The 20,942-nt window shown below is 29.4% G+C and carries 26 protein-coding genes; 19 read left to right on the top strand and 7 right to left on the bottom strand.

What is annotated here, in order from left to right; all coding sequences use genetic code 11:
- The first annotated feature begins 125 nt into the window (after positions 1-125).
- Entirely contained in the window at positions 126-287 is a 162-nt protein-coding gene (locus tag ACYPV9_RS08490) for a hypothetical protein (RefSeq protein ID WP_299064993.1), read from the top strand.
- Here ACYPV9_RS08490 and ACYPV9_RS08485 read toward each other — a convergent pair.
- Positions 284-739 carry a DUF4442 domain-containing protein gene (locus tag ACYPV9_RS08485; RefSeq protein ID WP_299064991.1) on the bottom strand — a complete coding sequence of 152 codons (456 nt, stop codon included), beginning with the start codon at positions 737-739 and terminating at the stop codon, positions 284-286. The genes ACYPV9_RS08490 and ACYPV9_RS08485 overlap by 4 nt on opposite strands.
- 150 nt (positions 740-889) lie before the next feature.
- Here ACYPV9_RS08485 and ACYPV9_RS08480 point away from each other — a divergent pair, with 150 nt between their 5' ends.
- The 5 genes from ACYPV9_RS08480 to ACYPV9_RS08460 all read left to right on the top strand — a co-directional run bounded on the left by ACYPV9_RS08480 (position 890) and on the right by ACYPV9_RS08460 (position 4,483).
- Positions 890-1,321: a DUF4870 domain-containing protein gene (locus ACYPV9_RS08480; RefSeq protein WP_459742992.1), complete on the top strand. Its 432-nt coding sequence runs from the start codon at positions 890-892 to the stop codon at positions 1,319-1,321.
- Positions 1,322-1,331: 10 nt separating this feature from the next.
- Positions 1,332-1,676: a PadR family transcriptional regulator gene (locus tag ACYPV9_RS08475; protein ID WP_077809719.1), complete on the top strand. Its 345-nt coding sequence runs from the start codon at positions 1,332-1,334 to the stop codon at positions 1,674-1,676.
- Positions 1,669-3,354 carry a PspC domain-containing protein gene (locus ACYPV9_RS08470; RefSeq protein ID WP_459742990.1) on the top strand — a complete coding sequence of 562 codons (1,686 nt, stop codon included), beginning with the start codon at positions 1,669-1,671 and terminating at the stop codon, positions 3,352-3,354. Before ACYPV9_RS08475 ends, ACYPV9_RS08470 begins: the two co-directional genes overlap by 8 nt.
- A gap of 97 nt (positions 3,355-3,451) precedes the next feature.
- Positions 3,452-4,177, top strand: coding sequence for a head GIN domain-containing protein (locus tag ACYPV9_RS08465; RefSeq protein WP_459742988.1), 726 nt, complete (start codon positions 3,452-3,454; stop codon positions 4,175-4,177).
- A gap of 69 nt (positions 4,178-4,246) precedes the next feature.
- Positions 4,247-4,483: a hypothetical protein gene (locus ACYPV9_RS08460; protein ID WP_299064984.1), complete on the top strand. Its 237-nt coding sequence runs from the start codon at positions 4,247-4,249 to the stop codon at positions 4,481-4,483.
- 102 nt (positions 4,484-4,585) lie between these two features.
- Here ACYPV9_RS08460 and ACYPV9_RS08455 read toward each other — a convergent pair whose 3' ends face one another.
- A complete protein-coding gene (locus ACYPV9_RS08455) occupies positions 4,586-5,956 on the bottom strand; it encodes a tetratricopeptide repeat protein (protein ID WP_459742986.1) in 1,371 nt (456 codons plus the stop codon).
- Between the two features lie 191 nt (positions 5,957-6,147).
- On the opposite strand from ACYPV9_RS08455, the gene pyrR reads away from it, so the two are divergent.
- Genes pyrR through ACYPV9_RS08430 form a run of 5 tightly spaced genes read left to right on the top strand, consistent with a single transcriptional unit; the run spans position 6,148 to position 9,252 of the window.
- Positions 6,148-6,687, top strand: coding sequence for a bifunctional pyr operon transcriptional regulator/uracil phosphoribosyltransferase PyrR (gene pyrR / locus ACYPV9_RS08450; RefSeq protein WP_299064982.1), 540 nt, complete (start codon positions 6,148-6,150; stop codon positions 6,685-6,687).
- A gap of 59 nt (positions 6,688-6,746) precedes the next feature.
- A complete protein-coding gene (locus tag ACYPV9_RS08445; protein ID WP_459742984.1) occupies positions 6,747-7,676 on the top strand; it encodes an aspartate carbamoyltransferase catalytic subunit in 930 nt (309 codons plus the stop codon).
- Between the two features lies 1 nt (position 7,677).
- Positions 7,678-8,010 (top strand): hypothetical protein, encoded by a 333-nt coding sequence (locus tag ACYPV9_RS08440; RefSeq protein ID WP_299064981.1) that lies wholly within the window; start codon positions 7,678-7,680, stop codon positions 8,008-8,010.
- Positions 8,011-8,020: 10 nt separating this feature from the next.
- Positions 8,021-8,341, top strand: coding sequence for a T9SS type A sorting domain-containing protein (locus tag ACYPV9_RS08435; RefSeq protein WP_299064980.1), 321 nt, complete (start codon positions 8,021-8,023; stop codon positions 8,339-8,341).
- Positions 8,338-9,252, top strand: coding sequence for a ribonuclease Z (locus ACYPV9_RS08430; protein WP_299064979.1), 915 nt, complete (start codon positions 8,338-8,340; stop codon positions 9,250-9,252). Before ACYPV9_RS08435 ends, ACYPV9_RS08430 begins: the two co-directional genes overlap by 4 nt.
- On the opposite strand, the gene ACYPV9_RS08425 is transcribed toward ACYPV9_RS08430, so the two are convergent.
- The 3 genes from ACYPV9_RS08425 to ACYPV9_RS08415 all read right to left on the bottom strand — a co-directional run bounded on the left by ACYPV9_RS08425 (position 9,253) and on the right by ACYPV9_RS08415 (position 11,942).
- Positions 9,253-9,615 (bottom strand): CoA-binding protein, encoded by a 363-nt coding sequence (locus ACYPV9_RS08425; RefSeq protein WP_459742982.1) that lies wholly within the window; start codon positions 9,613-9,615, stop codon positions 9,253-9,255.
- A 360-nt stretch (positions 9,616-9,975) separates the two neighbouring features.
- Positions 9,976-10,788 carry a GLPGLI family protein gene (locus tag ACYPV9_RS08420; RefSeq protein WP_299064977.1) on the bottom strand — a complete coding sequence of 271 codons (813 nt, stop codon included), beginning with the start codon at positions 10,786-10,788 and terminating at the stop codon, positions 9,976-9,978.
- A 146-nt stretch (positions 10,789-10,934) separates the two neighbouring features.
- Positions 10,935-11,942 (bottom strand): 3-oxoacyl-ACP synthase III family protein, encoded by a 1,008-nt coding sequence (locus tag ACYPV9_RS08415; protein ID WP_077809732.1) that lies wholly within the window; start codon positions 11,940-11,942, stop codon positions 10,935-10,937.
- 195 nt (positions 11,943-12,137) lie between these two features.
- Here ACYPV9_RS08415 and htpG point away from each other — a divergent pair, with 195 nt between their 5' ends.
- From htpG to ACYPV9_RS08380, 7 genes are all read left to right on the top strand, one after another.
- Positions 12,138-14,042 (top strand): molecular chaperone HtpG, encoded by a 1,905-nt coding sequence (gene htpG / locus ACYPV9_RS08410; protein ID WP_299064975.1) that lies wholly within the window; start codon positions 12,138-12,140, stop codon positions 14,040-14,042.
- 275 nt (positions 14,043-14,317) lie between these two features.
- Positions 14,318-15,205, top strand: a complete 888-nt coding sequence (gene ypfJ / locus ACYPV9_RS08405) for a KPN_02809 family neutral zinc metallopeptidase (protein WP_459742979.1) — start codon at positions 14,318-14,320, stop codon at positions 15,203-15,205.
- Positions 15,206-15,212: 7 nt separating this feature from the next.
- Positions 15,213-15,728: a GNAT family N-acetyltransferase gene (locus tag ACYPV9_RS08400; protein ID WP_299064973.1), complete on the top strand. Its 516-nt coding sequence runs from the start codon at positions 15,213-15,215 to the stop codon at positions 15,726-15,728.
- Between the two features lie 76 nt (positions 15,729-15,804).
- Positions 15,805-16,587: an SDR family NAD(P)-dependent oxidoreductase gene (locus tag ACYPV9_RS08395; RefSeq protein ID WP_459742977.1), complete on the top strand. Its 783-nt coding sequence runs from the start codon at positions 15,805-15,807 to the stop codon at positions 16,585-16,587.
- 110 nt (positions 16,588-16,697) lie between these two features.
- The gene (locus ACYPV9_RS08390; protein WP_077809736.1) at positions 16,698-17,024 is read left to right on the top strand and encodes an ArsR/SmtB family transcription factor; all 327 of its coding nucleotides are present in this window, start codon (positions 16,698-16,700) and stop codon (positions 17,022-17,024) included.
- 11 nt (positions 17,025-17,035) lie between these two features.
- Positions 17,036-17,659 carry an arsenate-mycothiol transferase ArsC gene (locus tag ACYPV9_RS08385; RefSeq protein WP_459742974.1) on the top strand — a complete coding sequence of 208 codons (624 nt, stop codon included), beginning with the start codon at positions 17,036-17,038 and terminating at the stop codon, positions 17,657-17,659.
- A 4-nt stretch (positions 17,660-17,663) separates the two neighbouring features.
- Entirely contained in the window at positions 17,664-18,137 is a 474-nt protein-coding gene (locus tag ACYPV9_RS08380) for a DUF6428 family protein (RefSeq protein WP_459742972.1), read from the top strand.
- A gap of 70 nt (positions 18,138-18,207) precedes the next feature.
- On the opposite strand, the gene ACYPV9_RS08375 is transcribed toward ACYPV9_RS08380, so the two are convergent.
- Both ACYPV9_RS08375 and ACYPV9_RS08370 read right to left on the bottom strand, forming a co-directional pair.
- Positions 18,208-19,257, bottom strand: a complete 1,050-nt coding sequence (locus ACYPV9_RS08375; RefSeq protein ID WP_299064969.1) for an RluA family pseudouridine synthase — start codon at positions 19,255-19,257, stop codon at positions 18,208-18,210.
- Positions 19,258-19,278: 21 nt separating this feature from the next.
- Entirely contained in the window at positions 19,279-19,836 is a 558-nt protein-coding gene (locus tag ACYPV9_RS08370) for a PASTA domain-containing protein (protein ID WP_299064968.1), read from the bottom strand.
- Between the two features lie 91 nt (positions 19,837-19,927).
- Here ACYPV9_RS08370 and ACYPV9_RS08365 point away from each other — a divergent pair, with 91 nt between their 5' ends.
- The gene (locus ACYPV9_RS08365; protein WP_459742969.1) at positions 19,928-20,905 is read left to right on the top strand and encodes a D-alanine--D-alanine ligase; all 978 of its coding nucleotides are present in this window, start codon (positions 19,928-19,930) and stop codon (positions 20,903-20,905) included.
- Positions 20,906-20,942 lie beyond the last annotated feature (37 nt).

Raw genomic sequence — 20,942 nt, 5'->3', positions numbered from 1 at the left:
TCGGTTTTTTTATGCTTTAAAATTTAGTTAGATATAATAGAGATAATCTAAAATTATCTTTTATTTAACATATTTACTTCAAAAAACTACTAATTTTGCATTACAATTTTAAGTAATAATCAATTATGAAATATTTATCTCCAGAAATTGAAGCTTTATCTAAGAAACATGAAGAAACTAAATCTTTAGCTAGAACAAGTGTTTCTTGTGGTATTTTTCAAGATTGTGATTACAATGAAGAAAGACCAAAATTATATCAAAGAAAAAGAACTGTAGAATTAGTTTAAGATTTCACTTTTAAACTCCATTCAAAATTAAATTTAGAAACTACTACTCCATCTTCGTTAACTCCTTCAGAAGATAAAACAACTATTTGTCCTTCATTTGTCTCAATCGACTCCTGAATTGCTTTAGCTATTTCTAAACCACCGTTGCAAGTAAAAATAATCTTTCCTGTTGCTTTTTTATAAAACTCGGCATTTTGTTGTGTAACCAACATAGATACCTTTGTATTAGATTCTTCTATAGCTTTCATAACCAAAACGCCAGTACTCATTTCTGCTGCCATACCTTGCGCTGCCCAAAACATACTTTTAAAAGGATTTTGATTCATCCATTTATGTTTAATTTTTACAACTGCCTCATCTTTAGATACAGAAATAACTCTCATTCCACTTAAAAAACCCAATGGTAATTTAAGTAACATAAACAGGTTTACTTTTTTAGGTGTAATCTTCATAATGCTTATTAAGACTCACAAAATACCACTTTTATTGTTCATATTTTACATTTTAAAAATGTTAAAAAAATGTTAATTACAGTACTATGTATTGCATAATACCTTTTTTAAGATATATATTTGCATAAGAAAGTATTATATACTACAATCATGAAGAATAATAAACAAAACACAAATGCCTTTTTAATTCACTTGTCTGCTTTCACTGGCTTTATATTTCCTTTTGGACATATAATTACACCATTAATAGCGTGGCAAACATTAAAAGAAAGAAGTGAATTTTTAGATGAACAAGGTAAAGAAGCCGTAAACTTTAATATTAGTTATACCTTATATTCTTTTTTATTAACCTTAACATTTATACCCTTTGCATTTGGTTCATTTTTAAGAGACATAAATCATTTTGATAATTTCAGCATTAATTTAGATTTTAACTCTCATAACTTTTTAGGGTTAATTGGTTTTGGTACAGTTGCAAGTATTATTTATTTAATAGGAATTGCACTGGTTATAATAGCTTCTTTAAAAGCAAAAGAAGGAGAAAGTTACAAGTATCCTTTTACTATAAAATTTATTAAATAAACCACATTATATGAAGATAGAAAACACAAAAGCACAAATGAGAAAAGGTGTTTTAGAGTATTGTATTTTATCCATTCTAAAAAATGGAGATGCATATACATCAGAAATACTTTCTACGCTTAAAGGTGCAGAAATGATTGTGGTTGAAGGAACCATTTATCCGTTATTAACGCGTTTAAAAAATGCAGGATTATTATCGTATAGATGGGAAGAATCAACCTCTGGACCACCAAGAAAATACTACGTTTTAACAGAAAACGGAGGCATGTTTTTAAAAGAATTAGACAAAACATGGAGTAATTTAGTAAACGCAGTTAACCAAGTAATTAGCACAAAACCAACTTCAGATGAATAAGACAATAAATATAAATTTAGGCGGATTTTTCTTCCATATAGACGAGATTGCCTACCAAAAATTAAGAAGATATCTAGAGTCTATCTCTAAATCCTTAAGTGAAGATCCGCAAGGAAAAAATGAAATCATAGCAGATATAGAAGCGCGTATAAGTGAGCTTTTATCAGAAAAAATTACCGATGCTAGACAAGTTGTTAATGAAGGTGATATAGAAGATATTATTGTAATCATGGGGCAACCAGAAGATTATGCAGAAGCAGAAGAAGCATATTCAGATTCAAGCTACTCGTATAAAAGAAATAACACCTCTGGTAAAAAATTATTTAGAGATGGTGATGATAAATTTTTAGGTGGTGTTGCATCTGGTATTGCTCATTATTTTGATATTGATGCAATATGGATACGTTTAGGTTTGTTGGCTCTTTTCTTTGGAGCAGGATTCGGAATTTTAATCTATATAATTTTATGGATTTTATTACCAGAAGCAAAAACTACAGCAGAAAAATTGCAGATGGAAGGTGAACCTGTAAATATTGATAACATCGAAAAGAAGATTAGAGAAGAGTTTTCTAATGTATCTGAAAATGTTAGAAATGTTGCAAATCAAGCATCAGAAAAATTTAAAGACGGTGCTAATGAGTTCTCTGAAAAAATGAGTCAAACTTTTTCAGCAAAGACAAAAAAAAATAATGGTTTACAAGATTTTTTAGATACAATTGGTAAAATTATACTTGGTTTTTTTAAAATTATAGGAAAATTTATAGGTGTAATATTTGTATTCTTAGGTGCAGCCATTATTTTATCTCTAATTATTGGAGGGTTTTCTGTAGGAAGTTTAGAATTCTTAAATATTGATGGTAATTTTATTAGTTATCCAGAATTCTTTTATGACGCAACTTTACCTCGTTGGTTGTTAACAGTTTCTTTATTTGTTTTAGTTGGTATTCCTTTTTTAGCCTTGTTAATTTTAGGTTTAAGAATGTTATCTAGTAATGTAAAACAAGTTAGTAAAGCAACTTCTTTATCTCTTTTAGGTTTATGGATAATTGCACTGTTAATAATCATTTTTACAGCAATAGAATTTGGAACTACACATGCTAATTATGGTAAAAATGTAGTGAGAAAAAATCTTGCAATTTCTAAACAAGATACTTTAGTTGTAAAAATGAAAAACAACGATGAAATCTATTATAAACACAATTTAAGAAGATCTTCTAGAAGACACGAAGTAGAAGTTGATAATAAGCGTATGGTTTATACAAACGATATTCGTATCGATGTAAATAGAAGTAATACCGATGAAGCTTATGTAATTATTCAGAAAGAATCTTATGGTAAAAGCAGTATTAGAGCAAGCAAAAATGCCGAAAAAATAAAATACAACTATACCTTAAGCAATAATGAGCTTATATTAGACGCTTATTTTTTAACGAACATAAAAAATATTTTTAAAGATGAAGAAATAGTAATTACACTTTTTTTACCAACTACTTCAACTATATATTTTGATAATTCGGTAAAATCATTTTTATACAATGTTAGAAGTGAAAATAATTTAGACGAAGACGAAATGACAAATCACTATTTTAAAATGACAAATATCGCTTTAAAATGTACCGATTGTGTTATCGAGAATAACGATACTGATGATGAAGAAACAGTTGAAGAAACTTTCTAATTACAGTTCAGAAGAAAAAAAATACAACTGGGCAACTTTATATTGGCAATTAGCGTCTTTACTGTGATATTTATCAAATAAATTATAAAACAACATTATGAAAAAATCAACCAACCAACTTTTAGTAATTCTATTTTTATCTACTATACTAACATCTTGTGGTGTAGATTATTTAAATAAAGTAAACGGCAACAGAAATGTTACTACAGAAAACAGAGATGTTAATAATACATTTAACAGTATTCATGTTAGTAACGGTATCGATCTATACATCAACCAAAGTAATGAAACAGAAATTATAGTAGAAGCAGATGAAAACTTACAAGAAATTATTAAAACAGAAATAAACGATGGCGTTTTAAGAATATATACTGATAAAAATATTTGGCAATCAAAATCAAGAAAAGTCTATGTAACAGTAGAAGAATTATCAAACTTAAAAGCCACAAGCGGTGCAGATGTTTATACAGAAAACACAATAAACACTAAAGAAATATCTATTACAGCGACTAGTGGTGCAGATATAAATATAAAAGTTGATGCAGAAAGTGTAGCAACTAAATCTACAAGTGGCTCTGATATTAACATTACAGGTATTACTACAAATCATGCGTCTAGCGCTACAAGCGGAAGTTCTATTGATGCTTACGATTTAGAAAGTAAAAATGTTATTGTGAAGGTAACAAGTGGTGCAGACATTGATATTTATGCATCAGAAAAAATTGAAGCAAAAGCAACAAGTGGTGGCGATGTAGATTTTAAAGGAAACCCGAAAATTGTAAATAAAAAGTCTTCTTCTGGAGGAAGTATTTCTAGAAAATAAAATAAATCAATCAACCAAAAAATGATTTCTTCAGGTTGTAACAAACCTGAGAAATTCTAAAAAACTACTATGATTTCATTATTAGAAACCTTTAAAGATGCTATTATCGTTAAAGTATTAATTGCTATAATTATGTTCTTTTTCACCTGGGTTTCGAACACACAAATAGAAAAAAACTCAAACTTTTATAAATCAACAAAAGTGTATAATATTGATAATTTAGAAAACTGTTTAAAATTGAAACAACCCAAAATAACAAATGAAACTTTAGCTAAAAACAACAAACAGTTTTACGCAAAAAGATAAAGAAATTAGAAAGCTAACTTCTAATATGGTTACTAATACTTGGTTTTATTAGTTTACTTGGTAAGCCGCTGTTTTTAATTAAACAGCGCTTACTTTTTATAATTATTCCGTAGCTTTTTTGTAGTTGTTTAAAAGCTTTTTAACTTCTAAATTATCATAAACCGTAGGATATAACTCTTTTAAGATGATGTGATAATCATAATCAATCTGCATTCCATTAATCAAATGAGAAAAAGCATATTTTTCTTTATTCATAATAAAAAATAAACCTGCAAATCGATATTCTATCTCAGCAAAATCTTTATAAATTTTCTGAGCTTCAAAAATTACTTTTAAAGCATAATTAAATTCACCTAAAAAAGATAAAACATCAATTAAACCAATGTAAATTTCTATTGAATTTTCTCCTAAGCGCAAACAATTATTATAACCAGAAACTGCTTCTTCAAAAAAACTAAGTTTTAGTTTTATTTCAGCATACCTTCGCCAATAAAGGGCATTATCTTCATCTATTTTTAATGCTTTTGATAAATAATAAGAAGCTTTTTGATAGTTTTCTAAATTAAAATAAATATTAGCCAACAAAACCCAACCTTTATCTAGCAAAGGATCTTCGTGTACGGCCTTTTTGTAATAAGAAATTGCAGCTTCTAAATTTTCTAATTTTTGGTAGCACTCACCTACCCTAATATATACATAAGCTGTAGGATCGTCTAACTCTAATGTAATTAAATAGTTATCTATAGCATCTTGATAGTTTTCTAATTGTTCTAAAGTTTTAGCTTTTTCTAAATATCCACCTAAAAAAGATTCGTCTATAAGAACTGAGTAATCAAAAGCTTTTAGAGCTTCTTCAAAATCCTCTAAAACAAAATATTGTCTACCTAATTGATGCCAAGCAACTTCACAATAAGGATTTATTTCTATATATGATTTTAAATATTCTGCGGCCTCATTATGTTCTTCTTGCATATCAAAACAATACACAATGTTGTATAGTGCAGAGTAATCTTCGTAATCTACTTCTATACAATTCACAAAACTTTTTCTAGCATTTGTAAAATCATCTAAATAAAGATATTCCATACCCAATAAAGACCAAACATCTACTTTATCTTCGGTTAAATCTAGGGCTGTTTCTAAATCTTTAATTGCAACTTTATGTAACCCCTTTTTAGAGTTTATGGTTGCTTTTTGTATAAAAACTTCTTCGTTATCTGGTGCAATTACAGCTATTTTCTTAAGAAGAGATTCTGCTTTATCTATCTCATTTTCTGTTAAATGCATTTCTACCATTAACAATTTCAAATCAATAGATTCTGGGTGCTGTTCTAAACCCAACTTTATTGCTTTTTTTGCTAACGATACTTTACCAGAATCTAAATAATGTATTATGATTTCTTCAAACTCAACCAAATCAAAAAAATAAATGTTGTTGGTTTTGAGCATCGATTCAAATTTTAATAGAGACATAACTAAGAGATTTGAATTATGATAATAAAGGTACTACAACTCTAGGAAAACATTTATATATGTGGTTTTTGTTTTCAACAATTTAATTAACAAATAGCCAACTTTATTTAAGCCGTAATAATTTTGTGCATACATAAATTTACATTAATTTTGATTTTCAATAACTATCAACTTAAATTGATAGCCTTCTTATGAGCAAAAAAACCTTACTTAACTCAAAAGATATTGAAATTATTCTTCATCGATTAGCTTGTCAGTTAATTGAAAACCACAATGATTTTTCTAATACTGTGCTTATTGGTTTGCAACCTAGAGGTTCTTTTTTAGCAAACAGATTAGCCAATCTATTAAAAACAGATTACAATATTAAAAATTTAGAGTTAGGCCTTTTAGACATTACTTTTTACAGAGACGATTTTAGAAGAAAAGAAAAACCATTGGCTGCAGAAACTACAGAAATGGATTTTTTAATAGAAGGTAAAAAAGTTGTAATTATAGATGATGTTTTATTTTCTGGAAGAAGTATTAGAGCTGCTCTAACAGCAATTCAGTCTTACGGAAGACCAGAAAACATAGAACTATTGGTTTTAATAGACAGACGATTTAGCAGACATTTACCAATTCAACCAAATTATAGAGGCAGACAAGTAGATGCTATAAATGAAGAGCGAGTTTTGGTTACCTGGAAAGAAACCAGTACTAAAGACGCTGTTTTTATAGAATTAAAATAACCAACTTTACAAGCTACCATGAAGAATAAAAAACAAATATCTAACTTAAATATTTTGATGTGTCAGAATTAAGCGTAGAACATTTATTGGGGATAAAATATTTAAAACCTAATGATATTGATGTTATTTTTAAAACTGCAGATCATTTTAAAGAGGTAATTAATAGACCTATTAAAAAAGTACCCTCTTTAAGAGATATTACTATTGCCAATTTATTTTTTGAAAATAGCACAAGAACTAAATTAAGTTTTGAGCTTGCAGAAAAAAGACTTTCTGCAGATGTGATTAACTTTTCCGCAGGACAATCATCTGTAAAAAAAGGAGAAACCTTAATAGATACGGTTAACAATATTTTAGCCATGAAGGTAGATATTGTGGTGATGAGACATGGTAATGTTGGTGCTGGTGTCTTTTTATCTAAACATGTCAATGCAAAAATAATAAATGCCGGCGATGGTACTCACGAGCATCCAACACAAGCACTACTAGATTCTTATTCTATAAGAGAAAAATTAGGAAGTGTAAAAGGTAAAAAAATAGTTATTGTTGGTGATATTTTACATTCTAGAGTTGCCTTGTCTAACATTTTTGCATTGCAACTTCAAGGTGCTAAAGTAAAAGTATGTGGGCCAACAACTTTAATTCCTAAACATATTACAAGTTTAGGTGTAGAGGTAGAAACAAATTTAAAAAAGGCTTTAGAGTGGTGTGATGTTGCAAACGTTTTACGCGTACAACACGAAAGAATGGATATAAAGTATTTTCCTTCTACGAGAGAATATACACAGTTGTTTGGTATCAATCAACAAATATTAGACGACCTTGGCAAGAAAATTGTTATAATGCATCCAGGACCAATAAACAGAGGTGTAGAAATAACAAGTGATGTCGCAGATTCTAATGATTCTATTATTCTTAATCAGGTAGAAAATGGTGTTGCTGTAAGAATGGCAGTAATTTATTTATTGGCGCAACAAATAAAAAGATAAGATGCTAATTACAAAAAAAGAGAATTATATACTTGTAACTTCTGAAGAAGAAAACTTTACAGAATTTTACAAAAAATTTAAAGACAACTATGGATACATTAAAGACGGACATTTAATTATTCATATTTCTAAAAAAATTAGCATAGAAAATAAAGATTTTTTACTATTTTTGGATATAGCTGAAGAAAAACAACAGAATGGCACATCATTTGTGATAGTTAATTCAGTTATAGATATTGATAATTTTCCAGAAAGCTTAAATATTGTACCTACTTTGCAAGAAGCAGAAGATATTTTAGAAATGGAAGCAATAGAAAGAGAATTAGGATTTTAAAAGATAATAAATGGTAAAAAAAATACTTTTCATTTTACTTTTATCGGTTTCATTTACGGCTTTTTCACAAGAAAAAACTGTAGATAATTTGTCTACTGCACCTAATCCTTTCACAAGTGTTACAAATATATCTTTTAATTCAGTTTCTAATTCTTCTGTTATTTTAACAGTAAGGAATGTATTGGGTAAAACTGTTTTCAAAAAAACATATAAAGTAACTTCTGGTAAAAACAAAATTCCGTTTTACAAGAACGATTTAGCAACAGGTATGTACATTTACAGTATACAGAACAATAAGAAAGTAATTTCTAAACGTTTTGTAATTAAATGATAAACCTTACTATTCTGGGTTGTCATTCTGCAACTCCTCGTGCAAATGCATTTCCAACTTCGCAATATTTAGAAATTAACAATAATCATTTTCTTATAGATTGTGGTGAAGGTACTCAGCGCCAAATGCGTAAATACAAGGTTGGCTTTTCTAAAATAAATCACATATTTATTTCACACTTACACGGCGACCATTATTATGGTTTAGTTGGCTTATTATCTACATATGGTATGTTAAGTAGAGAAAAAGAAATGCATATTTATGGGCCAAAAGGTATTCAAAAAGCAACTATGCAAATGTTAAGAATATCAGAATCCCACGCTAAATTTAACATGGTATTTCATGAGTTAACATCTAAAGAAAGTGAACTAATTTTTGAAGACGATAAGGTTACCGTTACTACAATACCTTTAAACCATAGAGTGTACACCAATGGTTATCTTTTTAAAGAGAAAGAAAAGCCAAGAAAATTAAACATGCTAAACATTAGCGGTTATCCAGAAATAGATAAAGCAGACTATTTAAATATTAAAGCCGGTAGAAATATTACGTTGACTTCTGGCGAAGTTGTTGCTAATAAGAGCTTAACTTTAGATCCGCCAAAACCTTTAAGCTACGCATTTTGCAGTGATACTAGCTATAAACCAGACATCGTACCAATTATAAAGAATGTTGATTTACTATATCATGAATCTACTTTTTTAGCAGACAGACAAGATTTAGCTAAAAAAACAAAACATTCTACTTCTATAGAAGCTGCACAAATTGCAAAAGATGCAAATGCTAAAGAATTAATTTTGGGTCATTTTTCTGGCAGATATCCAGATACAACCGTATTTCAGAAAGAAGCAAAAACCGTTTTTAACAATGTTGCTTTAGCTAAACCTGGTGCAAAATTTACTTTAAAGTAATTAGTATTGATTAGTTCCTAACAACACTAACGTACAAGCAATTTCACTTTCTATATTATTTTCTTTTAACATTTTTATAAATTCAAAATTCTCTGTTCCTGGATTAAAAATTACTCTCTTAGGATTTAAACTCACAATATAGTTGTAATACTGTTCTTGCCTCTTAGGATTTAAATATAATGTAACTGTATCAATATTATCATATTGTATTTTTTCTATATCAATATTTACATCTGCAACAATATCATTTCTTAAACCAATAGCAACTGTTTCTATTTGGTGAGCTCTTAATTTTTGTATTGCACGGTTAGAATACCTTTCTTCTTTTAAAGAGGCTCCTATTACCAAAGTTTTTTTACTCATTTTTTCTATAAAATTGAAACAAATAGCGATTAAAATCGTCTATAAGTTAATTACTTTGTTTTCATTAAAGTAATTGATTTGATTTAATAACATCAATCCGAAGTAATACTACTACTCCGGATTTTTTTTATTTACTATTTTTTGTAGCCTCAATAGAACCTTTAATAGCTATAAAAACATTTACAATACAGAAGATAAAAATTAGTATCGAATTAGTTTTTGTACCCTCGAAAATAATAAATTTCACAAATGCATTTAAAACAAAAATAAATAGAAAGATGTTTGATAGTAATAAAAGTATTTTTAATTTTTTACTCATAAATAATTTCTAAAAATATAAATCAAAACTATAAAAAAAAATTAACCTCTTCTACCTCTTCCCATTCTATTATTTCTCATCTGTAACATTTTATTCTTTACCGTTTCTGCATATTCTTTTTTAGTTATTATTTTTCCTTTTTCTGGCGGAGAAACCTCTAAATTATTTTGCTTATCTATAACTATTTCTGTGCATAAAAGCGTTGTATTTTGGGCACTTACTTCTAATATTAACCCTGGTAAACCCCAATACTCTGCAGGTCCTTGGGCAATTGGTATTGTTGGCGTATACCACGCCTCTACAACAATCATTTTTTCTTCTTGCTCTTCTTTATTAGATGTGTTCAAATCACTCCAAGAAAAATCAAACCATTTTAACTCTTCATACGGCACAAATGCCTTTGCTTTAAAGCAAGTATAATTCCCAATTTGTTTGGTTTCCGAACTTAATGTCCAATTAATTTTATACAAATCGTCTTTTACCAAAAACCTTTTACCATAAAACTCTTGTGACTGAATTAACTTGTTATCTGAAATACTTTTATATTGATCTCCTCTAGAAAAATAAGCTCCCCAAGAATCTGTTGCACCAGATATAGCATCTATTTTTTCATCTTCTTTAAAAAAAGATTCTTGTTTATTAAATTTTAGAATATATGTTTTTTCTAACCTGTTTTTAAGTCTACTCGCAATTTGCTTTTTTTGAGCTTCACTCATTTTTGCTCCCCATTTTCCTAAATCCATTTTAGATTTAGAGACATACGTTACTTTACCACTAAAACTTTGAGCGAAAAAGCTTGAAGAAATTGAGAACAAAAAAACAATAACAACATACTTTATATAATTGACTTTCATAATAACTTATTTATTGTTTAACAAATATACTAAAATATTAAACAATAAGATATAAGTACGATGTTTTGCTTATTCTATAAAAATTAAAGACAAAAAAAAGACTTGTTTAAACAAGTCTTTTCAAATTATATACAAGAATGTAATGTTTACCAACGTATAATTACAGAACCCCAAGTAAACCCACTACCAAAAGCAGCTAAAACTACAAGATCATTATCTTTTATTTTTCCTTTTTCCCAAGCTTCTGTTAAAGCAATAATTACAGATGCTGCGGTTGTATTTCCATATTTCATGATATTATTGTACACTTTATCATCAGAAAGTTGAAATTTCTTTTGAATAAATTGAGCAATACGTAAATTCGCTTGATGCGGAATTAGCATATCAATATCTTCTTTTTGTAATTTATTTGCTTCTAAACCTTCTACGATTGCTTCAGAAAAACGACCTATTGCATGTTTAAATACAAATTGTCCGTTCATATAAGGATAATAAGAAACATCATCAGGGTCGTTTGCTTCAATAATTTCTGGAACCCATCTTTTAGTTGAAGGACCTATTAAAGCCAATTCTTTTGCATGTTTTCCTTCTGAATGTAAATGAGAAGATAAAATACCTTTACCAGCCTCTTCACTTCTAGAAAGTACCGCTGCTCCTGCCCCATCACCAAAAATTACAGATACATTTCTACCTCTAGTAGATTTTTCTAAACCACCAGAATGATTTTCTGCACCAATAACTAAAATGTTTTTGTACATACCCGTTTTAATAAACTGGTCTGCTACAGACATTGCATAAATAAAACCAGAACATTGGTTACGTACATCTAAAGCTCCAATTGTTGGCATCTCTAGCATTTCTTGAATTTGTACACCACCACCAGGAAAATACATGTCTGGGCTTAAAGTTGCAAATACTATAAAATCGATATCATCTTTAGTTAAACCAGCTCTTTCTATAGCTATTCTAGATGCTTTTGCACCCATTACTGCTGTTGTATCTCCAGATTTTGGGTCTATCCATCTTCTTTCTTTTATACCCGTTCTTTCCTGAATCCATTCATCAGAAGTTTCCATAAACTCCTTCAAATCATCATTTTTTACGACATTATCAGGAACATAATATCCAAGACCTGTTATTTTTGAATTATACATAATTTAATGGTCAATATTTTAATTATTCGTTTGTTTGTAATTAGCAAAAATAGTGATTTTTGTTTTTATATCAGAAATTGTTTTAATTGACATTAAAAACTTCTTTCTGTCATCTTGTCAGAATCTTCTTTTTGGTATTTTTTTTGACTATTGATATATCAAAATAATAAAGTCAAATTTTAAACTATATACAAAATGGCAAAAGGAAATATTAATGTATCGGTAGAGAATATCTTTCCGTTAATTAAAAAGTTCTTATACTCAGATCACGAAATCTTTTTACGTGAATTAATCTCTAACGGAACCGATGCTACTTCTAAATTAAAGCATTTAATTGCTATTGGTGAAGCAGATACAGAATTAGGAGATGCAAAAATTGAGGTTAGCATTAACAAAGATGCTAAAACAATTACAATTAAAGATCAAGGTCTTGGTATGACTGCCGATGAAGTTGAGAAATACATCAATCAAATTGCTTTTTCTGGCGCAGAAGAGTTTTTAGATAAATATAAAGATAACGAAGCTGGCATTATTGGGCATTTTGGTTTAGGTTTTTACTCTGCTTTTATGGTTGCAGACAAAGTAGAAATTATTACAAAATCGTTTAAAGATGCACCTGCAGCACATTGGACTTGTGACGGCTCTCCTGAATATACTTTAGTAGAACACGATAAATCTGATAGAGGAACAGAAATTGTTTTACATGTTGCAGAAGATTCTTTAGAGTTTTTAGAAGAAAGTAAAATTGAAGGTTTACTAACAAAATACAATCGTTTTAACCAAGTGCCAATTAAATTTGGAACTAAAGAAATTAACGATCCAGAGTTTACACCAAAAACTACAAAAGATAAAGACGGTAAAGAAACTACAGAACCACACAAACAAATAACTGTAGATAAAATTATTAATAATACAGAACCTGCATGGACTAAGAAACCTGCAGATTTAGAAAAAGAAGATTATGATAATTTTTACAGAGAATTGTACCCAATGCAATTTGAAGAGTCTTTATTTCACATTCACTTAAATGTAGATTATCCGTTTAATTTAACAGGTATATTATTCTTCCCTAAGTTGTCTCAAAACATGGATATGCAAAAGGATAAAATCCAATTGTACCAAAACCAAGTTTTTGTAACAGATAATGTAGAAGGAATTGTACCAGACTTTTTACAAATGCTAAAAGGTGTAATCGACTCACCAGATATTCCATTAAATGTTTCTCGTTCTTATTTACAAGCAGACGGTGCAGTTAAAAAGATTTCTGGTTACATTACTAAAAAAGTAGCAGACAAATTATCTTCATTATTCAAAAAAGATAGAGCAGATTTTGAAACAAAATGGAACGATATTAAAGTAATTATCGAATACGGAATGTTGTCTGAAGATAAATTCTTTGACAAAGCTAAAAAGTTTGCTTTATACCCAACCGTTTCAGATTCTTTTTTCACTTTTGATGAGTTAATCGAAAAGACAAAAGACAATCAAACAGATAAAGATGGTAACCATGTAATTTTATATGCTGCTAACAAAGATGCACAACACAGTTACATACAAGAAGCTACAGCTAAAGGTTACGAGGTATTAATCTTAGACTCGCCAATTATATCTCACTTAATGCAAAAATTAGAAGGTGGAGATGGTAAAGTTAAATTTACAAGAGTAGATGCTGATCATGTAGATAATCTAATTAAAAAAGACGATAACGTTATTTCTAAATTAACAGATGAAGAAAAAGAAAAATTAAAGCCAATTATAGAAAGTGCTGTAAACTCTAAATCTTATACTGTTCAATTAGAAGCGATGGATTCTAACTCTTCGCCATTTATCATTACCGTACCAGAATTTATGCGTAGAATGAAAGAAATGCAGGCTACTGGTGGTGGTGGAATGATGGGAATGGGTAATTTCCCAGACATGTACAACTTAGTTGTAAACACAAATAGTCCATTGGTTTCAGAAATTTTAAATAATAAAGATGAAGAAGCTCAAAAAGGATTAATTTCTCAGGCTTTTGATTTGGCAAAATTATCTCAAAACCTATTACATGGTGAAGAATTAACAAACTTTATCAAACGTTCTTACGAGTTAATCAAGTAAAACAAAAGTGTTTTTCGTATATACGAAAACTGCACATACAAACCTCTCTGTTTCTTCAGAGAGGTTTTTTTATGCGACAATTTTAAGTTTCTAAAATCGCAACATTACCTTATCTTTTTATCAATCAATTATTTAGGGTTGTGTTTTAAGGATATTTTTTTACAGCTTTTAGATTTCTTCGTTTAAACTTTTATAATAAAATTACATTTTGAACATCAATCTATTTTAACACTTTAAAAATAAACTGTAATTTTATGTTTTTAAACTTATAAGACATGAAGTGGAGAAGTAATAGAAGAAGTACAAATGTTGATGATAGAAGAGGCGCTTCTTCTGGTAGAAGTTCTGGTGGCGGATTAAACCCAATGCTAATAGGCTTATTGTTAAAATTAGTTACTTCTAAAAAAGGATTAATTATTGTGGCAATAGTAGCTGGTGTAATGTATTTTACAGGAAACAATCCTCTAAACTTTTTAACCGGAAACACTAATAATCAAATACAAAATACCACGTATAAAGGTACTGCTAAAGAAAATGAATTGGCAGCGTTTAGTAATCGAGTTTTAAGAAGTACAGAAGACGTTTGGAATAAAATTATTCCGAATTACAAAGAGCCAACACTAGTTCTTTTTACTGGTTCTGTTACTTCTGCTTGTGGTGGTGCGTCTAGTGCTACTGGTCCTTTTTATTGCCCCGGTGATGATAAATTATATATCGATTTAAGTTTTTTCGAAGAAATGGCAAGAAAACTAAATGCTCCAGGAGATTTTGCACAAGCCTATGTTATTGCTCATGAAGTTGGGCATCATATTCAAAACTTAACGGGTATGAATAGAAAAGTACAATCGATGCGTGGTAAAATTAGTCAAACAGAATACAATAAACTTTCTGTAATGTTAGAATTACAAGCAGATTTTTATGCTGGTGTTTGGGCGCACCACGCCAAAAACATGGAATTAATTTTAGACGCTGGAGATCTTAAAGAAGCGCTAAACGCTGCACATGCAATTGGTGATGATCGTTTACAAAAACAATCTACAGGAAGAGTTGTACCAGATTCTTTTACACATGGTACTTCTGCACAAAGAATGCGTTGGTTTAAAAAAGGTTTCGAAACTGGCGATGTAAACCAAGGTGATACCTTTAATGCACGTTCCTTATAAATACAATATGTTTACTATTAGAAAAGCGACCAGCAAAGACGTTAAAAAATTAACCGAAGTTGGTAAAAAAGCATTTTACTTACCTCATAAAGACGCAATTCCTAAACATATAATGGATGCTTATCTTACAGAGAATTTTAGTGAAGAAAACATTCTTAAAGAAATACATAACAATAATTTCGAATATCGCTTGTTGTATGTTGGTGATACTTTAGCCGGATTTTCTAAAATTATCTTAAACCATAAAAATGAAAATATCAATCTAGATAACGTAACCAAAATGGAACGTTTATACTTAATCGAAGATTTTTTTGGTAAAGGTTTAGGAAAAGAATTATTTGAATACAATTTAAACTTTATTCAAAAAGAAAATCAAAAAGGAATTTGGCTTTACGTTTGGATTAAAAACTATAGAGCCATCGATTTCTATAAAAAAGTTGGCTTTAAAAAAATTGCTTCTTATGATTTTCCGATATCAGCAACAGAAACTAGACCCAACTATTTGTTATTTCTAGAATTTTAAAAACGTTAATTTTTAAACTGTTTGCGTTAAACCGCTCTGTAAGTTTATAATATCTTTGATTAGAAATTCAGATATTATGAAAAAAACAGCATTAATTACAGGAGCAAGTAGCGGAATTGGAAAAGAATTTGCAAAAATTCACGCAAAATCTGGCGGTGATTTAGTTATTGTTGCAAGAAGCAAAGACAAGCTATTAGCGTTAAAAGAAGAGTTAGAAAAAGCATACAAAATTCATGTATCTGTTATTGAAAAAGATTTAACAGAAAAAGATGCACCGCAAGAGGTTTTCAATTTTGTTAAATACAGTAAGATTGATGTAGATTATTTAATTAATAATGCAGGTTTTGGCGGAATTGGGAAATTTTACGAAAGAAAGCTAAAAGAAGACCTTAACATGATACAATTAAATGTAATTGCTCTTACAGCATTAACAAGACTGTTTTTACCCACTTTTGTAGAAAAAAATAGTGGTAAAATATTAAATGTATCTTCTACTGCTAGTTTAATGGCAGGTCCTATGCAAGCTGTTTATTTTGCTACAAAGGCTTATGTAACTTCATTTAGCAATGCTATTGCAGAAGAATTATCTGAAACAAATGTAACTGTTACAACACTAATGCCAGGTGCAACAGAAACCGATTTTGGTAAAACTTCTGGTATGGATAAAACTTCTTTATTTAAAAGTACTGCAGATGCTAACACGGTAGCTAAAGATGGTTATAATGCAATGCTTAATGGCGATTTAGATGTTATTTCTGGCGTTAGTTTATCTCAAAAGCTAATGCTCAAAGCAATACCAATTACTCCAAAAAAGATATTATTAAAACAAGTAAAAAAAATGCAAGACCCTAATCCATAATACCCAGTAAACTATTTACAACTGAAAACAACTATGTTATTTTTAAAAAAATGAGATAGTTGTTTTTTTATCAACTATATTAATCGTAATATTGCAATAAACAAATACGAATGGGATTAACAAAGTCAGAAATCTTTACAGCGCAACAAAACGAAATTGCTGCAATAGCAAAAGTACTAGGGCACCCTGCAAGAATTGCTATTTTAGAACATATAATAAAACTAAACACTTGTGTTTGCGGAGATTTAGTAAAAGAAATAGGACTTGCACAACCTACAATTTCACAACATTTAAAAGAATTGAAAAAAGTAGGTATTATAAAAGGTACTATAGAAGGCACAAGCGTTTGCTATTGCATAAATGAAGATAACTGGAATAGAATTACGACCATATTAAATCAATTTTTAAATAAAACACCAACAAACAACTGTTGTTAATTTTTAGTCTAATGGAAAACAAAGTGTACGAAAAAATAGAAAAAACTATTTTAAACCTAGATGTAGAAACTATTTCTAATGATAGAAAAGAAGTTTTACAACCGCTAATAGATTTTGTACAAAGTAAAGTTACAAGCAACAAAGATGTTAATATTAACTTTATATGTACACACAATTCTAGAAGAAGCCATTTAACTCAAATATGGGCACAAACAATTGCCAACTATTTTAATTTAAAAAATGTTACAACTTATTCTGGTGGTACAGAAGCTACTGCAATGTTTCCTATGGTTGCCGAGACTTTAAAAAATACAGGTTTCGAAATTTTAGAATTGTCTGAAAGTAAAAACCCTGTTTATGCAATAAAGTTTAACGACAACACAAACCCTATAATTGGTTTTTCTAAAAAATACGATGCTAAATTTAATCCTGCATCTGGTTTTGCCGCAATTATGACGTGTTCTCAAGCAGATGGTGGTTGTCCTTTTATTGCTGGTGCAGAAAAAAGAATACCAATTACTTACGAAGATCCTAAAATGTTTGACAATACACCTCAACAAGCAGAAAAATACCAAGAAAGAAGTTTACAAATAGCTACAGAAATGTATTTTATATTTTCTAACATAAAAAAATAATCTTATGAAATTATCAGAAATTAAAAAGCACTTAAAAAGTTTAGATAAAATAGGTTTTCAATTACCAAACGGAGAGTTGGTAGCAAGTCATTTTCATGTTACAGAAGTTGGTAAAATTACCAAAGATTTTATTGATTGTGGTGGCAAGGTTAGAAATGAAACAGTTATCAATTTTCAATTATGGGAAGAAAATGATTACGACCATCGATTGCATCCAGAAAAACTGATAAATATTATTGAGTTATCAGAAAAAAAGTTTCAGTTTGATGATTTAGAAATCGAAGTAGAATATCAAGGTAAAGAAACCATTGGTAAATACGGATTGGATTTTGACGGAACAAACTTTTTATTAACCTCTAAAGTTACAGCTTGTTTGGCCTTAGATGCTTGCGGAATAACACCTTCGAAACCGAAATTGCAATTTTCAGAATTAAATAGCGGTGCAACTAGTTGCAGCCCTAACTCTGGTTGTTGTTAAGCAACAATTATAAAAAGCAAAAAACTGTTATCTACCATAGATAACAGTTTTTTTTATATCATAATTGCGATTATAACAAATCGTCTGAATCTACATCCTTAGAGTTTTCAGAATACGTTCTCCATTTTTCTAAACACTCTGTAATATCTTTAGGTATTTCAGAATTAAACTGCATAAACTCACCCGTTGTTGGGTGCGTAAAACCTAAGGTTTTTGCATGTAATGCTTGTCTTGGCAATACCTGAAAACAGTTATTTACAAATTGCTTGTATTTTGTAAAGGTGGTTCCTTTTAAAATAGCATCTCCGCCGTAACGTTCGTCGTTAAAAAGTGTATGCCCAATATGTTTAAAATGCGCTCTAATTTGATGCGTTCTACCTGTTTCTAATTTGCATTGCACCAATGTTACGTATGTTAGTCTTTCTAAAACTTTAAAATGTGTAACAGCATGTTTACCAAATTCTCCATCAGGAAAAACAGCCATTTGCAATCGGTTTTTTAAACTTCTACCAATATTACCTTCAATTCTTCCTTCATCTTCATCTATATTTCCCCAAACTAAAGCATAGTATAAACGCTCTGTTGTTCTGTCATAAAATTGTTTAGACAAATGTGCCATTGCAAACTCTGTCTTAGCAACAACCAACAAACCACTAGTGTCTTTATCTATTCGATGCACCAAACCTGGTCTCTCATTAGAATTGGTTGGTAAGTTTTCTATATGATGTATTAAACCGTTTACTAAAGTTCCAGAATAGTTTCCGTGCCCAGGATGCACAACCATACCTGCAGGTTTATTTACTACAATAACCGCATCATCTTCATAGACAATATCAATAGGAATGTCTTCTGCAACCAATAAATTTTCTGCTGGCGGATATGCCAACACAACACGAACAACATCGTGAGGTTTTACTTTATGATTCGATTTTACCGCAACATCATTCACCAAAACATTACCTGCTTTTGCTGCTTGTTGTATTTTATTACGTGTAGCATTTTCGATAAAATTCATTAAAAATTTATCTACTCTTAAAGGCACTTGCCCTTCACTAGCTGTAAATCGATGATGCTCGTACAACTCTTCTTTTTCTAAATCTTGATTCTGATTTTCTTGCAAACCGATTTTCTTTATTTCTAATTAATTACCATTACCGTCACCTAACACCAAATCTACAATAGAGTTTAGCGGTAACTTATCGCCTTCATTTAAAACTTTGCCTTTATAACGCAAACCTCTTACAACATCTTTACCAATATCGTTTACATACGTGTAATTTGTACCAACTATTAAACCCATTGCTCTTAATTGAGAAGATGCTTGTCTTTTGGTTCTTCCGTTTAAATTCTGAATGGTAACATCTCTGTATTTAGACGGATTTAATGTTAAATATATTTTACGCTTTTCTTTAACAAATTCGCCTGCTAAAGGAGATTGTTCTATCACAGATTTTTTTGGATAATCTGGATTAAAACTAGCACTATCAATAATCTTATAAGCTAAATCTAATTCTTTTAATTTTCTTTCTACTTCTTCTAAAGATAGTTTTTGTAAATCTGGCACTTGTATTTTCTGATTATGATTTGTTGTTACACCCAACCAAAATTTTAAGGCAAATACAAATACTAATAAACCAACTACAACAATTGCTATTTGTGTAAAAAAAGTTTTACTTTTTAAAAATTGAACTAAACTCATAATCATTTTTTTAATCACGCAAAGATATAAAAAGTAAACGTTGCTGTTTCTATTTATATTTTGATAAATTTGTTTTATTATTTTTTATAAAATGAAGAAAAACATTGCCATAGTAATGGGTGGTTACTCATCTGAAGTTAACATTTCTATAAAAAGCGGAAATGTAGTGTACAAGCACTTAAACAAAGAGAAATACAACTCTTTTAGAGTGCTAATTTTAAAAGAAAAATGGGTTGTATTAGACAACAATAATACCGAATACAATATCGATAAAAATGATTTTTCTTTTATATTAGACAATAAAAAAATAATATTTGATTGTGTTTTTAACGCAATTCACGGCGCTCCCGGAGAAAACGGACAATTATTAGCGTATTTTAATCTTATCAATTTAAAGCATACCTCTGCCCCATTTTATCAAATGGCGCTAACTTTTAACAAAAGAGATACTTTAAGTGCTGTAAAAGCATATGATATAAAAACAGCTACTTCTATTTATTTAAATAAAGGTGATGTTATCAATTTAGATTTAATTGTAGAAAAAGTAGGCTTGCCATGTTTTATAAAACCAAACAATGCAGGTTCTAGTTACGGAATTTCGAAAGCTCATAAAAAGGAAGATATTTTACCAGCAATAGAAATCGCATATAAAGAAGATTCAGAAATATTAATAGAATCGTTTTTAAATGGTACAGAAGTTTCTGTAGGTGTTATTGATTATAAAGGAAAAACAAAAGTTTTACCAATTACAGAAATTGTTTCTGAAAATGATTTCTTTGATTATGAGGCTAAATATGAAGGGAAATCACAAGAAATTACACCCGCAAGAATTAGTAAAACACAACAAGAAAAAGTAGAAAAAACAGCCAAAAAAGTTTATGAAATCTTAAATATGTCTGGTTTTTCTAGATCGGAGTATATTTTTGTGAACGATGAGCCTTACTTTTTAGAAATGAATACAGTACCTGGTTTAACAGAAGAAAGTATTCTGCCACAACAAGCACAAGCAGCAGGTATTTCTTTAGCAGAATTATTTGACAACGCAATAACTGCTACCCTAAACAATTAAAAAATGCAATAGTTATACTATTGCTAGCAAAAAACAC

The sequence above is a fragment of the Polaribacter sp. OB-PA-B3 genome (assembly GCF_054589375.1).
The sequence above is the reverse complement of the archived record's forward strand: the minus strand, read 5'-3'. Positions and strand labels throughout refer to the sequence as shown.